The sequence below is a fragment of the Arthrobacter agilis genome (assembly GCF_006494655.1).
GTDB lineage: Bacteria > Actinomycetota > Actinomycetes > Actinomycetales > Micrococcaceae > Arthrobacter_D > Arthrobacter_D agilis.
Genome location: NZ_VHIM01000002.1, coordinates 378,224 through 392,527, shown reverse-complemented (window position 1 = coordinate 392,527; position 14,304 = coordinate 378,224). Strand labels below are relative to the sequence as shown.

Annotated in this window: 14 protein-coding genes; 10 read left to right on the top strand and 4 right to left on the bottom strand. The window is 71.6% G+C overall.

Annotation, left to right across the window (positions count from 1 at the left end; genetic code table 11):
• Positions 1-465: 465 nt before the first annotated feature.
• From FJV46_RS04600 to FJV46_RS04575, 6 genes are all read left to right on the top strand, one after another.
• Positions 466-1,503, top strand: coding sequence for a DUF7847 domain-containing protein (locus FJV46_RS04600; RefSeq protein WP_087029493.1), 1,038 nt, complete (start codon positions 466-468; stop codon positions 1,501-1,503).
• Positions 1,504-1,552: 49 nt separating this feature from the next.
• Positions 1,553-2,221 (top strand): DUF4129 domain-containing protein, encoded by a 669-nt coding sequence (locus FJV46_RS04595; RefSeq protein ID WP_087029495.1) that lies wholly within the window; start codon positions 1,553-1,555, stop codon positions 2,219-2,221.
• Between the two features lie 56 nt (positions 2,222-2,277).
• A complete protein-coding gene (locus tag FJV46_RS04590; RefSeq protein WP_158250135.1) occupies positions 2,278-3,600 on the top strand; it encodes a DUF4350 domain-containing protein in 1,323 nt (440 codons plus the stop codon).
• A complete protein-coding gene (locus FJV46_RS04585; protein ID WP_087029499.1) occupies positions 3,597-4,694 on the top strand; it encodes an AAA family ATPase in 1,098 nt (365 codons plus the stop codon). Before FJV46_RS04590 ends, FJV46_RS04585 begins: the two co-directional genes overlap by 4 nt.
• Before the next feature lie 58 nt (positions 4,695-4,752).
• Positions 4,753-6,045: a DUF58 domain-containing protein gene (locus FJV46_RS04580; protein ID WP_087029501.1), complete on the top strand. Its 1,293-nt coding sequence runs from the start codon at positions 4,753-4,755 to the stop codon at positions 6,043-6,045.
• 92 nt (positions 6,046-6,137) lie between these two features.
• Positions 6,138-6,806, top strand: coding sequence for a DUF4166 domain-containing protein (locus FJV46_RS04575; protein ID WP_087029503.1), 669 nt, complete (start codon positions 6,138-6,140; stop codon positions 6,804-6,806).
• Between the two features lie 22 nt (positions 6,807-6,828).
• On the opposite strand, the gene FJV46_RS04570 is transcribed toward FJV46_RS04575, so the two are convergent.
• Genes FJV46_RS04570 through FJV46_RS04555 form a run of 4 tightly spaced genes read right to left on the bottom strand, consistent with a single transcriptional unit; the run spans position 6,829 to position 10,756 of the window.
• Complete coding sequence (locus tag FJV46_RS04570; protein WP_087029504.1) at positions 6,829-7,860, bottom strand: uroporphyrinogen decarboxylase/cobalamine-independent methonine synthase family protein; 1,032 nt, start codon at positions 7,858-7,860, stop codon at positions 6,829-6,831.
• Positions 7,853-8,350, bottom strand: a complete 498-nt coding sequence (locus FJV46_RS04565; RefSeq protein ID WP_370684684.1) for a chorismate mutase — start codon at positions 8,348-8,350, stop codon at positions 7,853-7,855. Before FJV46_RS04565 ends, FJV46_RS04570 begins: the two co-directional genes overlap by 8 nt.
• A 43-nt stretch (positions 8,351-8,393) precedes the next feature.
• Positions 8,394-9,533 (bottom strand): tRNA 2-thiouridine(34) synthase MnmA, encoded by a 1,140-nt coding sequence (gene mnmA / locus FJV46_RS04560; protein WP_087029506.1) that lies wholly within the window; start codon positions 9,531-9,533, stop codon positions 8,394-8,396.
• On the bottom strand, positions 9,530-10,756 hold the full coding sequence (locus tag FJV46_RS04555; protein ID WP_087029507.1) for a cysteine desulfurase family protein: 1,227 nt from the start codon (positions 10,754-10,756) through the stop codon (positions 9,530-9,532). Before FJV46_RS04555 ends, mnmA begins: the two co-directional genes overlap by 4 nt.
• A 144-nt stretch (positions 10,757-10,900) precedes the next feature.
• On the opposite strand from FJV46_RS04555, the gene folP reads away from it, so the two are divergent.
• The 4 genes from folP (at position 10,901) to FJV46_RS04535 (ending at position 14,290) form a co-directional block, all read left to right on the top strand.
• Positions 10,901-11,803 (top strand): dihydropteroate synthase, encoded by a 903-nt coding sequence (gene folP, locus FJV46_RS04550; RefSeq protein WP_370684685.1) that lies wholly within the window; start codon positions 10,901-10,903, stop codon positions 11,801-11,803.
• The gene (locus tag FJV46_RS04545; protein ID WP_087029509.1) at positions 11,800-12,564 is read left to right on the top strand and encodes a pyrimidine reductase family protein; all 765 of its coding nucleotides are present in this window, start codon (positions 11,800-11,802) and stop codon (positions 12,562-12,564) included. Before folP ends, FJV46_RS04545 begins: the two co-directional genes overlap by 4 nt.
• A gap of 289 nt (positions 12,565-12,853) precedes the next feature.
• Positions 12,854-13,813, top strand: a complete 960-nt coding sequence (locus FJV46_RS04540; protein ID WP_087029511.1) for a J domain-containing protein — start codon at positions 12,854-12,856, stop codon at positions 13,811-13,813.
• A gap of 9 nt (positions 13,814-13,822) precedes the next feature.
• Complete coding sequence (locus FJV46_RS04535; RefSeq protein WP_087029512.1) at positions 13,823-14,290, top strand: tRNA (cytidine(34)-2'-O)-methyltransferase; 468 nt, start codon at positions 13,823-13,825, stop codon at positions 14,288-14,290.
• Positions 14,291-14,304 lie beyond the last annotated feature (14 nt).

Sequence of the window (14,304 nt, the reverse complement as noted above, 5' to 3'; positions counted from 1 at the left end):
GGGCGGCTTCGCTCCCTCGTTCGAGCGCAGTCGTCACTATGATGCACAGGGGATGCAGCGGGTGCATACCGGAGCATCGATCGAGGGGACGCGATGATTGACCAGCCGACAGAGGGGACGGATTCCGACGGGATCCGGCCCGAGGGGGGCACCGCCCCGGAGCCTCCGGCCGCGGCACCCTGGGCGCCGCCGGGGAGTTCTGCCTCCGCAGCAGGCGCGCCCGGCAGTCCCTGGCACCCGCCGGGAGCCTCGCAGCCGGGACCACCGCAGGCAGACCGGCCGCAGCCGGGACTACCCTCCGATCCGCCGGCCGGCGGATCGCCATGGCCCCCCTCGGCCTCCGGCGTCCCACCGACCGCACCCCCACCGCCCGGTCCCTGGGGCAGGCAGCCGCCCGGCCCGGGCTGGGGCCAGCCGCACGCACCGCAGCTCCCCTGGCAGGGACAGCCGGCCTATGGAGCACGCATGCCGCTGCCTCCTGCCGGGTACCAGGCGCCGCCCAAGCCGGGAGTCATCCCGCTACGGCCCCTCGGCCTCGGTGAGATCCTCGACGGGGCATTCCAGGCCTGTCGCCGCAATCCCCTGGCCACCTTCGGCACTGCGATCCTCCTCCAGGCCGTCGTCGCACTCGTGACGGTTCTGCTCTTCGGCAATCTCCTCTCCTCCTTCGAAGTGTTCGACTCGCCGAATCCGAGCACCGACAGCCTCATCGGCGCCTTCGCGAGCCTCGGGGTGTTCGCCTCGGTCGCCGGCGTCGTCACGGCCGTCGCCCTGCTCGTGCTGCAGGGAATCCTCGTGATTCCGATCGCCAGGGCCGTCATCAACCAGAAGACCGGCTTCGGTCAGGCCTGGCGGCTCGCCCGCGGCCGCATCCTTCCGCTCCTCGGTTTCGGGCTCCTCTCGTTCGGCCTCGGGACTGTGGGCCTTGCGCTGCTCGTCGGGATCTCGGCGCTGGCCATCGCCGGCCTCCAGGAGTACTCCGCGCTGCTGATCATCCCGCTCGCCATCGGAGCGGTGGTCCTGATGATCTGGGTGAGCATGAAGCTCGTGGTCGCTCCTGCGGCGCTGATGCTGGAGGGAACGGGCCCCTGGACCTCCATCCGGCGTTCCTGGAGCCTCACGCGCGGCAACTGGTGGCGGACCTTCGGCATCGTCCTGCTGACGAGCATCATCGTGTCCGTGATCGCCTCGGTCATCTCGACCCCGCTCACCTTCGCGGTGTCGCTCTTCCTCGGGTTCAGCACCGATGCCTCCACCGCTCCCGACGCGCTCGATTCGCTGCCCGTGATCGCCGCGACCCAGGCCATCACGGCGCTCTTCACGGCCATCGGCTACGCCTTCCAGGCGGGGGTGACATCGCTGCTCTACGTGGACCTCCGCATCCGCCGTGAGGGATTCGACGTCGTCCTCATGCGTGAGCACGAGCGGGCCGGCACGGTGCCGTCGGACATCCTGCCCGGCGGCACCGGAGCCTTCGGGCACCAGCCGGGCGGACCGGCCTGATGGCCGTAGGGCCGGGCGTCCGTATCCGTGGCGCCGGCGGGACCGGCGGATGACCAACCGGTCCCTGCCACTGCTCGCGCCGGATGCCGAGGAGGCCCGGCGGCTCCTGAGGGAGGAACTGGAGAAGGCACCCTACGTGGACGCCCGCCCCGGCCTCCTCGAACGCGTCCTGACCGACGTCCTCCAGGGCATCCTGGGCGTGTTCGACGGCGTCCGGGGGCTCGATGCGGGGCTCGGCACGCTCGTCGTCGCGATCGGTGCCGCCGTGCTGATCGCGGTGGCGATCGTCCTCATCCGGCCACGGCTCAATGCCCGGGGCCGAACGGCCGATGCGAGCGTCTTCCAGGACGGGGCGCGTCGCTCGGCCGCACACCACCGCGATCGCGCCTCGGCGTGCGCCTCCGTGGAGGACTGGAACGGCGCCGTGGCCGAGGTGCTCCGGGCCGTCATCCGCTCCGCCGAGGAACGCGTCCTCGTTGCCGAGCAGCCGGGCCGGACGGCCACCGAGGCCGCCCTGCAGCTCGGAGCGGTCTTTCCCGCGTGCACCGGGGAGATCGGTCTCCTCTCCGATCTCTTCAACGAGACCCACTACGGCAGCGGGAGGGCGACGGAGCGGGACTATCGGCAGGCAGCCGGCCTCGATCAACGGCTGGAGACCGAGGACCTCCGCCGCGCGGACGCAGGGGCCGGAACGACGGCGCCGGCGGTGCCGCGATGAGCGCGGGTCCCCTGGATGAGGACAGGACGGCCCGGAACCGCAGGAACCCGAACGGGATGACCCAGGACCGGGACGTCGACGGCGCCGGCGCGATCCGTCATGAGGTCAGCCCTCCGGGTCGCGAGATCATGGGGGACGGCGGAAGCGCCCTGGGGACCGTCCGCTCCCGAGCACGGCGCGCACGTCCGCTGATCATCGGTGCCCTCGTGCTCGCGCTGATCCTCCTCATCAACCTCCTCCCCGGGTCCGACGGGGACGACGGCGCACTCTCACCCGGCAACCCCGCCCCGGCGGGAGCGCGCGCGCTCGCCGAGGTCCTGGCCGAGGAGGGCGTCGAGGTCGTCCGGGCGAGATCCTTCGATGCCGCGCGGGACGCTCTGGAGGGCGGGCCCGCCACCCTTCTCCTGAACGATGCACAGCAGTACCTAAGCGCCGACCAGGTCGCCGAGCTGGCAGGGCTGGCGGACAGGGCCGTCCTTGCCGCTCCTGGTGACCGTCAACTCTCACAGCTCGACGACGACTTCGCCCTGGTCGGGACGACGCCGTTCTCGTTCGGCGGTGATCCGGCCGTCCTGGCCGCGGAGTGCTCCGACCGGCACGCGCAAGCGGCCGGCAGCTTGTCGGGAGCCGGCAACCTCTACGCCGGCGGTGTCGAATGCTTCTCCCGATCCACCGACGGTGGAACAGTCAGCACGCTGGACGACGCCGGTATTGCCGGTACCCAGGACGACGGCTCCGGGGAGGACGGCGCGCCGGAGGGAGCCGGGGCGGGCGGCCTGTACGTGACGAATGCCGACGGCTCGGTGGCCCTGCTCGGAGCGCCCGGCATCCTCTCGAACAGCGCCATCACCGACGAGGGCAATGCTGCCCTCGCCCTCCGGGCGCTGGGCTCCTCACCCACGCTCGTCTGGTACGAACCCTCCGGAGGGGACGTCGTCTCGACCGGTGAGGGTATCGACCCCCTCACCCTTCTTCCGCCGTGGGTGGATCCGCTCCTGGTGTGGCTGCTCGTCTGCGCGGTCCTGGCCATGCTCTGGAAGGGGCGCCGGCTCGGCCCCCTCGCGACCGAACCGCTCCCCGTCGTCGTGCGCGCGGCCGAGACCGCGGAGGGCCGCGCGAGGCTCTACCAGGACTCGCGCTCCGTAGGACATGCGGCGACGAATCTCCGGGCAGCCGCCCTGGCCCGGATGGCCCGGCGATTACGGGTGGACCGGTCGGCGTCGCCGCTGGAGGTCGTCGACGCCGCCGCGCGGTACTCCGGACGGCCACGGGCCGAGCTCGAGGAGCGGCTGCTCCGCTCCACACCGACCACCCCCCGCGATCTTGTGCTCTGGGCACAGGAGATCCTCGACCTCGAGAAGGAGATCACGTCACCATGACAGACACCGAAGGCCGCCAGGACACCACCGCTCTGACGTCCGGAGCCGCCGACGGCGCGTCCCGGGCGCACCCCGACCCGGACCATCACCGCCCGCCCGAAGGCGCAGAGTACCGGAAGGCGGCGCAGGCGCGGGAGGACGACGACAGCGCCGCGCGAGCCGCACTGCTGCGCGTGCTGGCCGAAGTGGGCAAATCGATCGTGGGGCAGGACGCCGCCGTGACGGGGCTGCTGATCGGGCTGCTGGCGGATGGCCATGTGCTGCTCGAGGGGGTGCCCGGCGTCGCCAAGACGCTGCTCGTGCGGACGCTCGCGACGGCACTGGACCTCGGTACCAAGCGCGTGCAGTTCACCCCCGACCTGATGCCCGGCGACATCACCGGCTCACTCATCTACGAGTCGAAGACCTCGGAATTCACGTTCCGCGAGGGGCCGGTCTTCACGAACATCCTGCTCGCGGACGAGATCAACAGGACCCCGCCGAAGACACAGGCCTCGCTCCTGGAGGCGATGGAGGAACGGCAGGTCTCGGTGGACGGGGTCTCCCGGCCCCTGCCCTCGCCCTTCCTCGTCGCCGCCACCCAGAACCCCGTCGAGTACGAGGGCACCTATCCCCTGCCGGAGGCGCAGCTCGACCGCTTCCTGCTCAAGCTGACCCTCCCGCTGCCGGACCGTGATGACGAGATCGAGGTCATCCGGAGGCACAGCACCGGTTTCGACCCCCGGAACCTGCAGGCCGCCGGCATCCGTGCCGTCGCGGACGCCGACGACGTCGTCCGCGCGCGGGCCGCCGTCGAGCGGGTGGCCATCGCGCCCGAGGTCATCGCGTACATCGTGGACCTGGTGCGGGCCACCAGGGTGTCGCCGTCCTTCCAACTGGGCGTCTCCCCCCGCGGTGCCACCGCCCTGCTGAACACCTCCCGGGCCTGGGCCTGGCTCTCGGGCCGGTCCTTCGTGACGCCGGACGATGTGAAGGCCCTCACGCTGCCCTGCCTCCGCCACAGGGTGGCGCTCCGACCCGAGGCGCAGATGGACGGTGTCGACGTCGACGACGTCCTCAGCGGGATCCTCAGCACCGTCCCCGTCCCGAGGTAGGACACCCCATCCCCGACGCGGGAGCGAGCCCGAATGCCCGCGCCCGAGAGGAGACACCTTGGTCATCACCGGCCGCTTCGTCCTGCTGGCCCTGCTCGGCGTCCTGCCCGTCGTCCTGTTCCCCGAGGCCACCTCCCTGCTGACGTGGGCCGCGCTCCTGGTCCTGCTGGCGGTCGCGGACGTGGGCCTGGCCGCGTCACCGAGACGCGTCGGCGTCCTGCGGACACTGCCGGACAGCGTGCGGCTGGGTGAGCAGTGCAGCAGTGAGCTGGTGGTGCGCAACGACACGACGCGGCGGCTTCGCGCCACGGTGCGCGAGGCGTGGCAGCCCTCGGCGGGTGCGCAGGACCCCGAGCAGGGCGTCGTCGTCCCTGCCGGCGAGGCGAGGCGGATGACGATCACCCTCCGGCCGTCCCGGCGCGGCATCCTGCGCGTGGACGCCGTGAGTATCCGCAGCACCGGTCCCCTCGGTCTCGCGGCCCGCCAGGTCACGGTGCCCGCCGCCGGCGTGCTGCGCGTGCTGCCGCCCTTCGCCTCGAAGAGGCATCTGCCGTCGAAACTCCGCCGGCTGCGCGAGCTGGACGGCCAGTCCGCGGTCCAGATCAGGGGAGCCGGCACCGAGTTCGATTCCCTCCGCGATTACGTCAGGGGCGACGACGTCCGGTCGATCGACTGGCGGGCAACCGCTCGACGTCGTGACACGGTGGTGCGGACCTGGCGTCCGGAGCGTGACCGTCGTGTCGTCGTGGTGCTGGATACCTCCCGGACCTCGGCGGCCCGCGTCCTCGACGAACCGCGCCTCGACACGGGGATCGAGGCCGCACTGCTGCTGTCCGTCCTCGCGGAGCGCGGTGGCGACAAGGTGCACTTCCTGGCGTTCGATCGCCGGCTGAGGGCACGTGTGGACTCGACGGCGAAGGGGAATCTGCTCAGTTCTCTGGTGACCGCGATGGCGCCGCTGGAAGCCGAACTGATCGAGGCGGACTGGTCACGGGTCCCGGCGCAGGTCCGGGCCGCATCGCCCCACCGCTGCCTGGTGGTGCTGCTGACGTCTCTCGATGCGGGCGCCGCCGAGGAGGGCCTGCTGCCGGCGCTGCCGGGACTGACGCAGCGGCACGTGGTCGTCGTCGCGTCGGTCAGGGACCCCCGCCTGGACGAGCTGCGCGCAGATCGGTCGACGGCGACGGCGACCTTCCGCGCTGCGGCGGCGGAGCGCGCGCTGCTGGACCGCGCCGCCATCGCGCACCAGATCAGGCTGCTCGGTGCGGAAGTGGTGGACGCCGTACCCGCCGAGCTGCCGCCCCAGCTCGCCGACACCTACATCCACCTGAAGGCGGCCGGGCGACTGTGAGCGGCGTTGATTCCTGCCAAACGGTGCACGGGCGGATTCGGGGCGCGCGGCGGCGTGGTTGACTGGTGGTCCGAACGACGGAAGTGGGCGGGATGACCTCGATCTACCAGCAGGCGATGGGCAGCGAGTTCGGGCGCCTCCAGCCGGAGCTGCGCGAGTACTTCGGCACGGATGCCGCGAGCGGTCTCGCCGGCCATGGACGCGGCGTCTTCGATGTCGCAGGCTCCCCCGCCTGGTTCGCCCGGCCCGCCTTCCGGCTGACGGCCCTCGAGAACGCGTTCTTCCCCGAGTACAACACCGACGTCCCCTTCACGATCGACAATTATCCGCACGTCGATCCCTTCGGGCGTCCGGCCCTCACGGCCCGGCGGGAGCTGGACTTCGGCACCGCTGTCCGGCTCTTCGAGGACACCACCTCGCTGCAGGACGGCGTCCTCACCGACTACGTGGGCAGGCACCGCCGCATGGCGACCCTCCTGACCTGCACCGCGTCCGACGAGGGCCGGATGCGCATGGTCTCCTCCCGGACACGCCTCTTCGCGGGGCTGCGGCTCCCGCTCCCCGACGCCTTCGGCGCGCTCGCCTACGTGGAACAGTGGTGGGACGACGACGCCGGGGCCTTCCGCATCACGACGAACGTCGTGCATCGGCAGCTGGGCACCCTGCTCGTGTATGCGGGCCTCTTCGAGTACTCCACCCACCCGTTCGACGGCGTTCTGCCGCCGGCTGCGGAACCGGACCGGTGGGAGCGGCGGGTCTGAGGACCGGCGCGGCAGGCGAAGGCTAACCCTCGGCCCGCACCTGCTCGAGCGCATCGGCGGCCTGCACGAGCCGCGTGAGGGCCCGCACGGCCTCCGACGGCGACCTCGCGCCAAGTCCCGCGGACGACTGGAGGGTCACTGCCGAGAGCGCCTGGACCGGAAGGCCGATCCTGCGCCACGCTGCCAGGACCGGCTCGACGAGGGCGGTCACCTGCGGGACGGCGGCACGGGCGTCCAGGATAGCGAGCCAGAGCCCCTGCCCTGCTTCGACGTCTTCCGCCAGCAGCTCCCACTGGCGATCGGTGATCGCCGGTAGCGCCAGGGCCAGTGCCGTGGTGGACGCAGCCCGGGCCGCCTCCAGCACCACGTCGCCATCGCCCGGCGCAAGCACCGTCCCGGAGGCGCCCGCGGCGAGGACCGATGAGGTCAGGAGGTCCCACGCCTCGGTCGCCTCGCGCCGGTCAACCGCCCGCAGCGTGCGGTATCCGCTTGCCGTCGGTACCCGACCGGCGAGGACCCTGCCGGCGTCGGGCTCGTCGATCTGGACGAGGATCTCGGCGCCACGGGCGACGGCGGCCACGCGACGCACGAGTGCCGCCGCTCCAGCGGCCAGGGACGCGGCGAGCTCCCGCCGCGCACCATGGTCGACGAGGACGCGTTCACCGTTGTGGAGGTGCACCCCGGCGGCCAGGGACAGCGGGCCCTGCAGGTGCAGCTTGAGCCGGCCCGCGGCACGATCCTCTGCTCCGGCGATGTCTCCGAGCGCGTTGAGATCGGAGGACAGCGCGGATTCCGCTCTCCGCTGGTCGGCGCCGGGTCGCTGGACCAGACGCCAGCCGTGCGGCTGGAGGTCGAAGGGCAGCTCCACGAGGATCCCGAGCGTGCGCCCGACGTCGTCGCTCCCGGGCCCCCGCGCGGATAAGGCGGGAAGGAACGGGAGGTTCGGGTCTCCGAGCTCTCCGCGCACCGACCGCTCGGCCTCGAGGGGATCCGTACCGGGCCAGTCGCCGGCTGCCGTGGCGCGGACCGCAGCGGAACCGACCTCGTCAGGCACGAAGTTCGCCCGGGTCGACTGAAACGCCCTGGCCCGCCGGGTCGGATGCTGCCGGGTCGGCTGAACCGCCCTGGCCCGCCAGGTCGGATGCTGCGGAGTGGGCCTCGGCGGTGCCGGTTCTGCGGGTCGGGTCGGACCCGGGCCGGCGGTTCTCCGAGATGGCCTGATGGTGCCGGATGACCTCGGAGATGATGAAGTTCAGGAATTTCTCGGCGAAGGCCGGGTCCAGCTGGGCTTCCTCCGCGAGCATCCTCAACCGGGCGATCTGGGCGGCTTCGCGCTGCGGGTCACCCGCCGGGAGGTCGTGCTCGGCCTTCAGGTGGCCGACCCTCTGCGTCGCCTTGAATCGCTCGGCCAGCAGGTACACGAGGGTCGCGTCGATGTTGTCGATCGAGCTCCTCACGGAGAGCAGTTCGGCCATCACCTCCGGCGCCACGCCTCCCGCGAGGGAGCTGGCGGCCGGGTCGAAGCCACTGCGGGGATGCGTCATGACTCCAGTCAAGCAGACCCCGCCGGGGGTCCGTGAACTGCGACTACCCGTCGACCGCCGCGAGATCGGGGCGGAGGGCGCTGCGTGCCGAGTCGATGGTCGCCTGTCCGAGCACACGTGTGCCCTGGTAGAGCACCACCGTCTGGCCCGGTGCGACGCCCCGCATCGGCTCCACCAGGCGCACCACGAGGTGCGGGGCGCCGTCCGAGGTATCCACCCGGGCGCGAGCGGCAACAGGATCACCGTGCGCCCGGACCTGCGCCATGCAGTCGAACTCCTCGCCGGTGCCGGCCTCGGGGATGGGCAGGCCGGCCCAGGACACCTTGATCCCGCGCATCTCGTCGATCGCGAGCAGGTGCTCCGGGCCCACGACGACCTCGTTCTGCTTGGGACGGATCTCGAGCACGAAGCGCGGCTTGCCGTCGGCGGCGGGCGTACCCAGCTTGAGCCCGCGCCGCTGGCCGACGGTGAAGGCGTTGGCTCCTGAGTGGCTGCCGATCCGCTCGCCGTCGACATCGAGGATGTCGCCCTCGCTCATCTCGATACGCTTCTCGAGCCAGCCGCGCGTGTCACCGTCGGGGATGAAGCAGATGTCGTGGCTGTCGGGCTTGTTGGCCACCGACAGGCCGCGCCGCTCCGCCTCGGCGCGCACCTCGGCCTTCGACGGCGTCTCGGCCAGCGGGAACAGGGAATGCTTGAGCTGCTCGTGGGTCAGGACGCCGAGCACATAGGACTGGTCCTTCGCCCAGTCGGCGGCGCGGTGCAATTCGGGATTGCCGTCGGGGTCCTGGACGACCTTCGCGTAGTGACCCGTGCAGACGGCGTCGAATCCGAGCGCGAGCGCCTTCTCGAGGAGCGCGGCGAACTTGATGCGCTCGTTACAGCGCATGCAGGGGTTGGGCGTGCGCCCCGCCGCGTACTCGGCGACGAAGTCGTCCACGACGTCCTCCTTGAAGCGCTCGGAGAAGTCCCAGACATAGTAGGGGATCCCGAGGATGTCACAGGCCCGCCAGGCGTCCCGTGAGTCCTCGATCGTGCAGCAGCCCCGGCTGCCGGTGCGCAGGGTCCCGGGCATGCGGGACAGGGCGAGATGGACCCCGACGACGTCGTGCCCGGCCTCGACGGCGCGTGCCGCCGCCACGGCGGAATCGACGCCGCCGCTCATCGCTGCCAGTACCCTCATGATGAAAAACCCGTTCCTGCCGTCTGAATGGTCGATGCGTGCCCTGCCATGCCGGCCTTCCGTGCGCGCTTGTAGGCCTCGCCGATGGCGGCCACCACCGCGTCAACGTCCCCGTCCGTGGATGTATGCCCGAGGCTGAACCGCTGCGCTCCGCGGGCCTCGTCCTCGGCCAGTCCCATCGCGAGCAGGACGTGCGAGGGCCGGGGGACCCCTGCGGTGCAGGCGGAGCCGGTGGAGGATTCGATGCCGACGAGGTCGAGGAGGAACAGGAGCGAATCGCCCTCGCACCCGGGAAAGGTGAAGTGCGCGTTGCCCGGGAGGCGGGCGCCGGGGCGCGCCGGGTGCCCGACACCGCGCAGGACGGCGTCCGGCACCTCCCGCCCGATACCGTCGATGAGGCGGTCCCGGAGCGCTGCGAGGCGCTGTGCCTCGGCGGCGAGGTGCGTGACGGCGTCGTCGGCCGCGGCCGCGAAGGCCGCGATGCCCGCACCATCCAGCGTGCCGGACCGGATGTCGCGCTCCTGTCCGCCGCCGTGCTGGACGGGCGTGAGGACCACGTCACGGCGGACGAGAAGGGCCCCGACGCCCACGGGGCCTCCGATCTTGTGCGCGCTGACGGCCATGGTCGCGAGACCGGATGCCGCGAAGGAGACGGGCAGGGAGCAGAAGGCCTGGACGGCGTCACTGTGGACGGGGATGCCGTAGCGGGCGGCCTCGGCTACGACGGCCTCGACGGGCTGGACCGTCCCGACCTCGTTGTTGGCCCACATCACCGTGACGAGGGCCGTGCGCTCGGGTGCCTCGGCGAGCGCGGCGCGCAGGGCGTCGAGGGACACCACACCGGCGCTGTCGACGGGAAGCCACACGACCTCCGCGCCTTCGTGGCGTCCGAGCCACTCCACCGTGTCCTGGACCGCGTGGTGCTCGATCGCGCTGCAGAGGATGCGGGTACGCCGCGCATCGGCGGAGCGGCGGGCCCAGAAGAGGCCCTTGATCGCGAGATTGTCGGCCTCGGTGCCCCCGGAGGTGAAGATGACCTCCGAGGCGTGAGCTCCCGCCGCGGCGGCGACGGTCTCCCTCGAGTCCTCGACCGATCGCCGGGCACGGCGACCCGAGCCGTGCAGGGAGGACGGATTTCCACTGCGGCTGAGTTCGAGGGTGAGGGCGGCGAGCGCAGGCGCCGAGATGGGCGTGGTCGCCGCGTGATCCACATACACGGGCATGATCCGATTCTACGGGCGCCACGCCGTGCGTCCCATTCCGGTGGCGCCCATCACGGGAAGTCAGCGGCCGGCCGGACGCCCGGCCTCCGGTGGTATGAATGCAGGGTGCACAGTCAGGCAGCGACTCCTTCCTCCAGTACCTTCGTGCCCGCCTTCCGGCACGCGGTGCACTCCTTCGGCGCGCGGACGGTCGACTTCGACCGCCAGATCGCCCTGATGGCCGTGATCAACCGCACCCCCGATTCGTTCTACGACGCTGGGGCCACCTTCGCCCTCCAGGCCGCGGTGGACGCGTCCCTGGCCGCCGTGCGCGACGGCGCGGACTGGGTGGACATCGGTGGCGCGCCCTTCTCTCCCGGCGAACCGATACCCGCCGAGGAGGAGGCGGAGCGGATCGTCCCCGTGATCACCGCCGTCCGGGCCGCATCCGACGTCATCATCTCCGCCGACACGTTCCTCCCGGAGGTCGCCCGCCTGGCCCTCGCGGCCGGCGCGAACGTCGTCAACGACACCACGGGCCTGCGCGACCCCGACATGGCCGCCGTGGTGGCCGAGGCCGATGCGCACCTCGTCATCACGCACAGCCTCGCCGCGCCCCGCACCGTCTATCCCCGGCCCACCTACGGGGACGTCGTGCAGGAGGTCTCGGAGTTCCTCCTCCGCAAGGTCGACGATGCCGTTCGCCTGGGCATCGGCGAGGACCGCATCCTCCTCGACCCCGGGCACGACCTCAACAAGAACACGCTCCACTCGCTGGAGATCACCCGCCGGTTCTCCGAGATCGCGGGCCTCGGTTTCCCGACTCTCGCAGCCGTCTCCAACAAGGACTTCATCGGCGAGACGCTCGACCGCCCCAAGGGCGAACGCGTGGAGGGGTCGCTCGCGGCCGCCGTCATCTGCATCCTGGGGGGCGCCCGCGTGGTCCGCATGCACAACGTCGCGGCGTCCCGCGCAGCCGTCGACCTCACCGAGGCAGTTCTCGGCTGGCGGGAACCACTCCACCTCCGCCACAACATGGGCGACTACAACGAACCGGCGGCACCATGATCACCTCCCTCATCCCTTCCGCAGCAGATCCCACCGCCCCGTCGAGCACGGGGGCGGTGGACGACGGGGCCCTGCATCGCATCTACGCCTACCCTGCGGCGGACCGCCCCTACGTCCGCTTCAACTTCGTGGCCGCGGCGGACGGCGCGGCGACGAGCGGTGGATTCTCCGCCGGCCTCGGGAACGACGGCGACAAGCGCATCTTCACGGTGCTGCGCCGTCTCGCCGACGTCGTCCTCGTCGGCGCGGGCACCATCCGCGCCGAGGGCTACGAAGGAGAACTGGTGGACGACGACGCACGCGCCTGGCGCTCGGACCGCGGACTGGCCGGGCACCCGGGAATCGCCGTCATCTCCGGCAGCCTCGACCTCGACCCGGACAGCGGCTTCTTCACGAGGGCGCCCGTCCGGCCGGTGATCCTCACCTCGGGCAGCGCCGACGCCGGCAGGCGAGCAGCCCTGGCGGCCGTGGCCGACGTCGTCGATTGCGGCGCCGAGTCCGTGGAGGCAGCCGCGGTCCTCGCCGAACTCGGGCGGCGCGGGCTCCTCAAGGTCCTGTGCGAAGGAGGCCCGGCCGTGCTGGGCGACTTCACGCGATCCGGGGCCGTCGACGAGCTGGCGCTGTCCATCAGCCCGCTCCTCGCCGGTGGCGACGGACCGCGGATCGCGGTCGGTGACAGCCCCGAGGACGCCCTCCCCCTGACCCTCGTCTCCCTTCTCACCGAGGATTCCGCGCTCTACACCCTGTACCGTCGGAGCTGACGCCGCCCGCGCGCCCCGCGCCGACCCGTCCCGGGTGCTCGATAGATCACCCGCGCCGACGGGCACTGGCTGTGAGACGTGTCACCAGCGCGAACCGACGCCTCCCGTGCTCCGTTGAACCTGCATCGGGCTGCGCTGCGATTCCTCCGCCGGTGGCCGACACGAAGCGCCACGACCGGGTTTTTGTCCGCAGCCGCCCCCGACCTCTAGTCTCGGGTGATACCGGGCCGGCGCCGTCGGGGCCGGGCCGGCCTCCGAGAGGCACCGCACATCCCAGGAAGGCTCATCGATGGCAGAGGCACCACGGACGTCGTACTACGACATCCTCGGCGTGCCCACCGAAGCAGATCCGAAGGCCATCAAGAACGCCTATCGACGTGCAGCCCGCCTCGCTCACCCGGACCTCGGGGGCAGCGCGGCCCGCTTCCACGACGTGAGCGTGGCGTACGAGACCCTCGGTGATCCGCAGCTGCGGGAACGGTACGACGCCGAGACCGGGCGCCGGCGCACCCCGTCCCAGCGCGGCGCGGAGACGGCTCCCCCCGGTGCCGGCCCGGCGCGTGCTCCTCAGCCCGCCCGCACGCGCGCCGAGGACGAGGACGCCGCCAGGAACGCGCCGACCTACCTCCCACCCTTCTCACCGTCCGCTCCCCCGGCAGTGCCCCTGATCCTCGCCGGGAAGCAGGTCCACGGCTCACCACGGCAGCCCGGTATGTTCGGCAGGCTCAACGCCGGCGTCAGGGCCCGGATCGACGGCGAACTTCGGACCGCGGCCCTCCTCGAGCGAACCCTGTTGCCGACCTACCCTGCGGCGCGGCTGGTCAACGGGCTCGACTTCGACGACAGGAACGGCACGGAGGCGGGGCATGTCCTCCTGGCCGGCTACCGCCTGGCCGTCATCGACTCCTTCACGGCACCGCCGGGCAACTTCTCCTGGGACGGGCAGTCGCTCCGGCATCAGGGCCGCCCTGTCGAGTACCGCACGCCCGCAACGGTCAGGGCTGTCCAGGAACTGTTCCCTGACGTCAACGTCTCCGGGTGGGTGGTCATCCACGGAGCTCCCGACAATCCCTTCGCCCCGGTGATCGACGTCCCTCCGGGATTCGACAGGACGGCACCCGGATTCGTGCAGGTGGTGAATGCAGGAACCGCCGTCCGCACCATCCGGTCCTTCCTGGCGTCGGGGCCGTCCCCGAACGCCGTCCAGTTGCCCGTTCTCGCGCGGCTGCTCGCCTCGGCCGGAAGCTAGGATGGACGGGTGTTCCGCATCCTCTTCCATACCCCCGAGATTCCGGGCAACACCGGAGCGGCCATTCGTCTCGCCGCCGTCGCCGGCGCCGAACTGCACCTCGTGGAACCCCTCGGTTTCAGCCTCGAGGACTCCAAGCTGAGGCGGGCCGGCCTGGACTACCACGACCTCACCGTGCTTCACGTGCACCGCAGCCTCGAGGACGCCTGGGCGGCGCTCCAGCCCCGCCGCGTCTTCGCCTACACCTCCGACGGCGACGCCTCCTACACGGACATCGCGTACGAGCCCTCGGACGTCCTCATGTTCGGCCGGGAATCGGACGGTCTCCCCGAGGACGTCAAGCACGATGCCAGGGTCACCGCCCGCGTCCGGGTGCCCATGCTCCCGTCACGCCGCTCGCTCAACCTCGCCAACACCGCATCGATCGTCCTCTACGAAGCCTGGCGCCAGCAGGACTTCGCAGGCGCGCAGCGATGACCGAAGCTTAGGAG

Coding starts and splice junctions, on each gene's coding strand:
- FJV46_RS04600 (WP_087029493.1), top strand. CDS start 466: ATGCCGCTGCCTCCTGCCGGGTACCAGGCGCCGCCCAAGCCGGGAGTC.
- FJV46_RS04595 (WP_087029495.1), top strand. CDS start 1,553: ATGACCAACCGGTCCCTGCCACTGCTCGCGCCGGATGCCGAGGAGGCC.
- FJV46_RS04590 (WP_158250135.1), top strand. CDS start 2,278: ATGACCCAGGACCGGGACGTCGACGGCGCCGGCGCGATCCGTCATGAG.
- FJV46_RS04585 (WP_087029499.1), top strand. CDS start 3,597: ATGACAGACACCGAAGGCCGCCAGGACACCACCGCTCTGACGTCCGGA.
- FJV46_RS04575 (WP_087029503.1), top strand. CDS start 6,138: ATGACCTCGATCTACCAGCAGGCGATGGGCAGCGAGTTCGGGCGCCTC.
- FJV46_RS04565 (WP_370684684.1), bottom strand. CDS start 8,350: ATGACGCATCCCCGCAGTGGCTTCGACCCGGCCGCCAGCTCCCTCGCG.
- mnmA (WP_087029506.1), bottom strand. CDS start 9,533: ATGAGGGTACTGGCAGCGATGAGCGGCGGCGTCGATTCCGCCGTGGCG.
- FJV46_RS04555 (WP_087029507.1), bottom strand. CDS start 10,756: ATGCCCGTGTATGTGGATCACGCGGCGACCACGCCCATCTCGGCGCCT.
- FJV46_RS04545 (WP_087029509.1), top strand. CDS start 11,800: ATGATCACCTCCCTCATCCCTTCCGCAGCAGATCCCACCGCCCCGTCG.
- FJV46_RS04540 (WP_087029511.1), top strand. CDS start 12,854: ATGGCAGAGGCACCACGGACGTCGTACTACGACATCCTCGGCGTGCCC.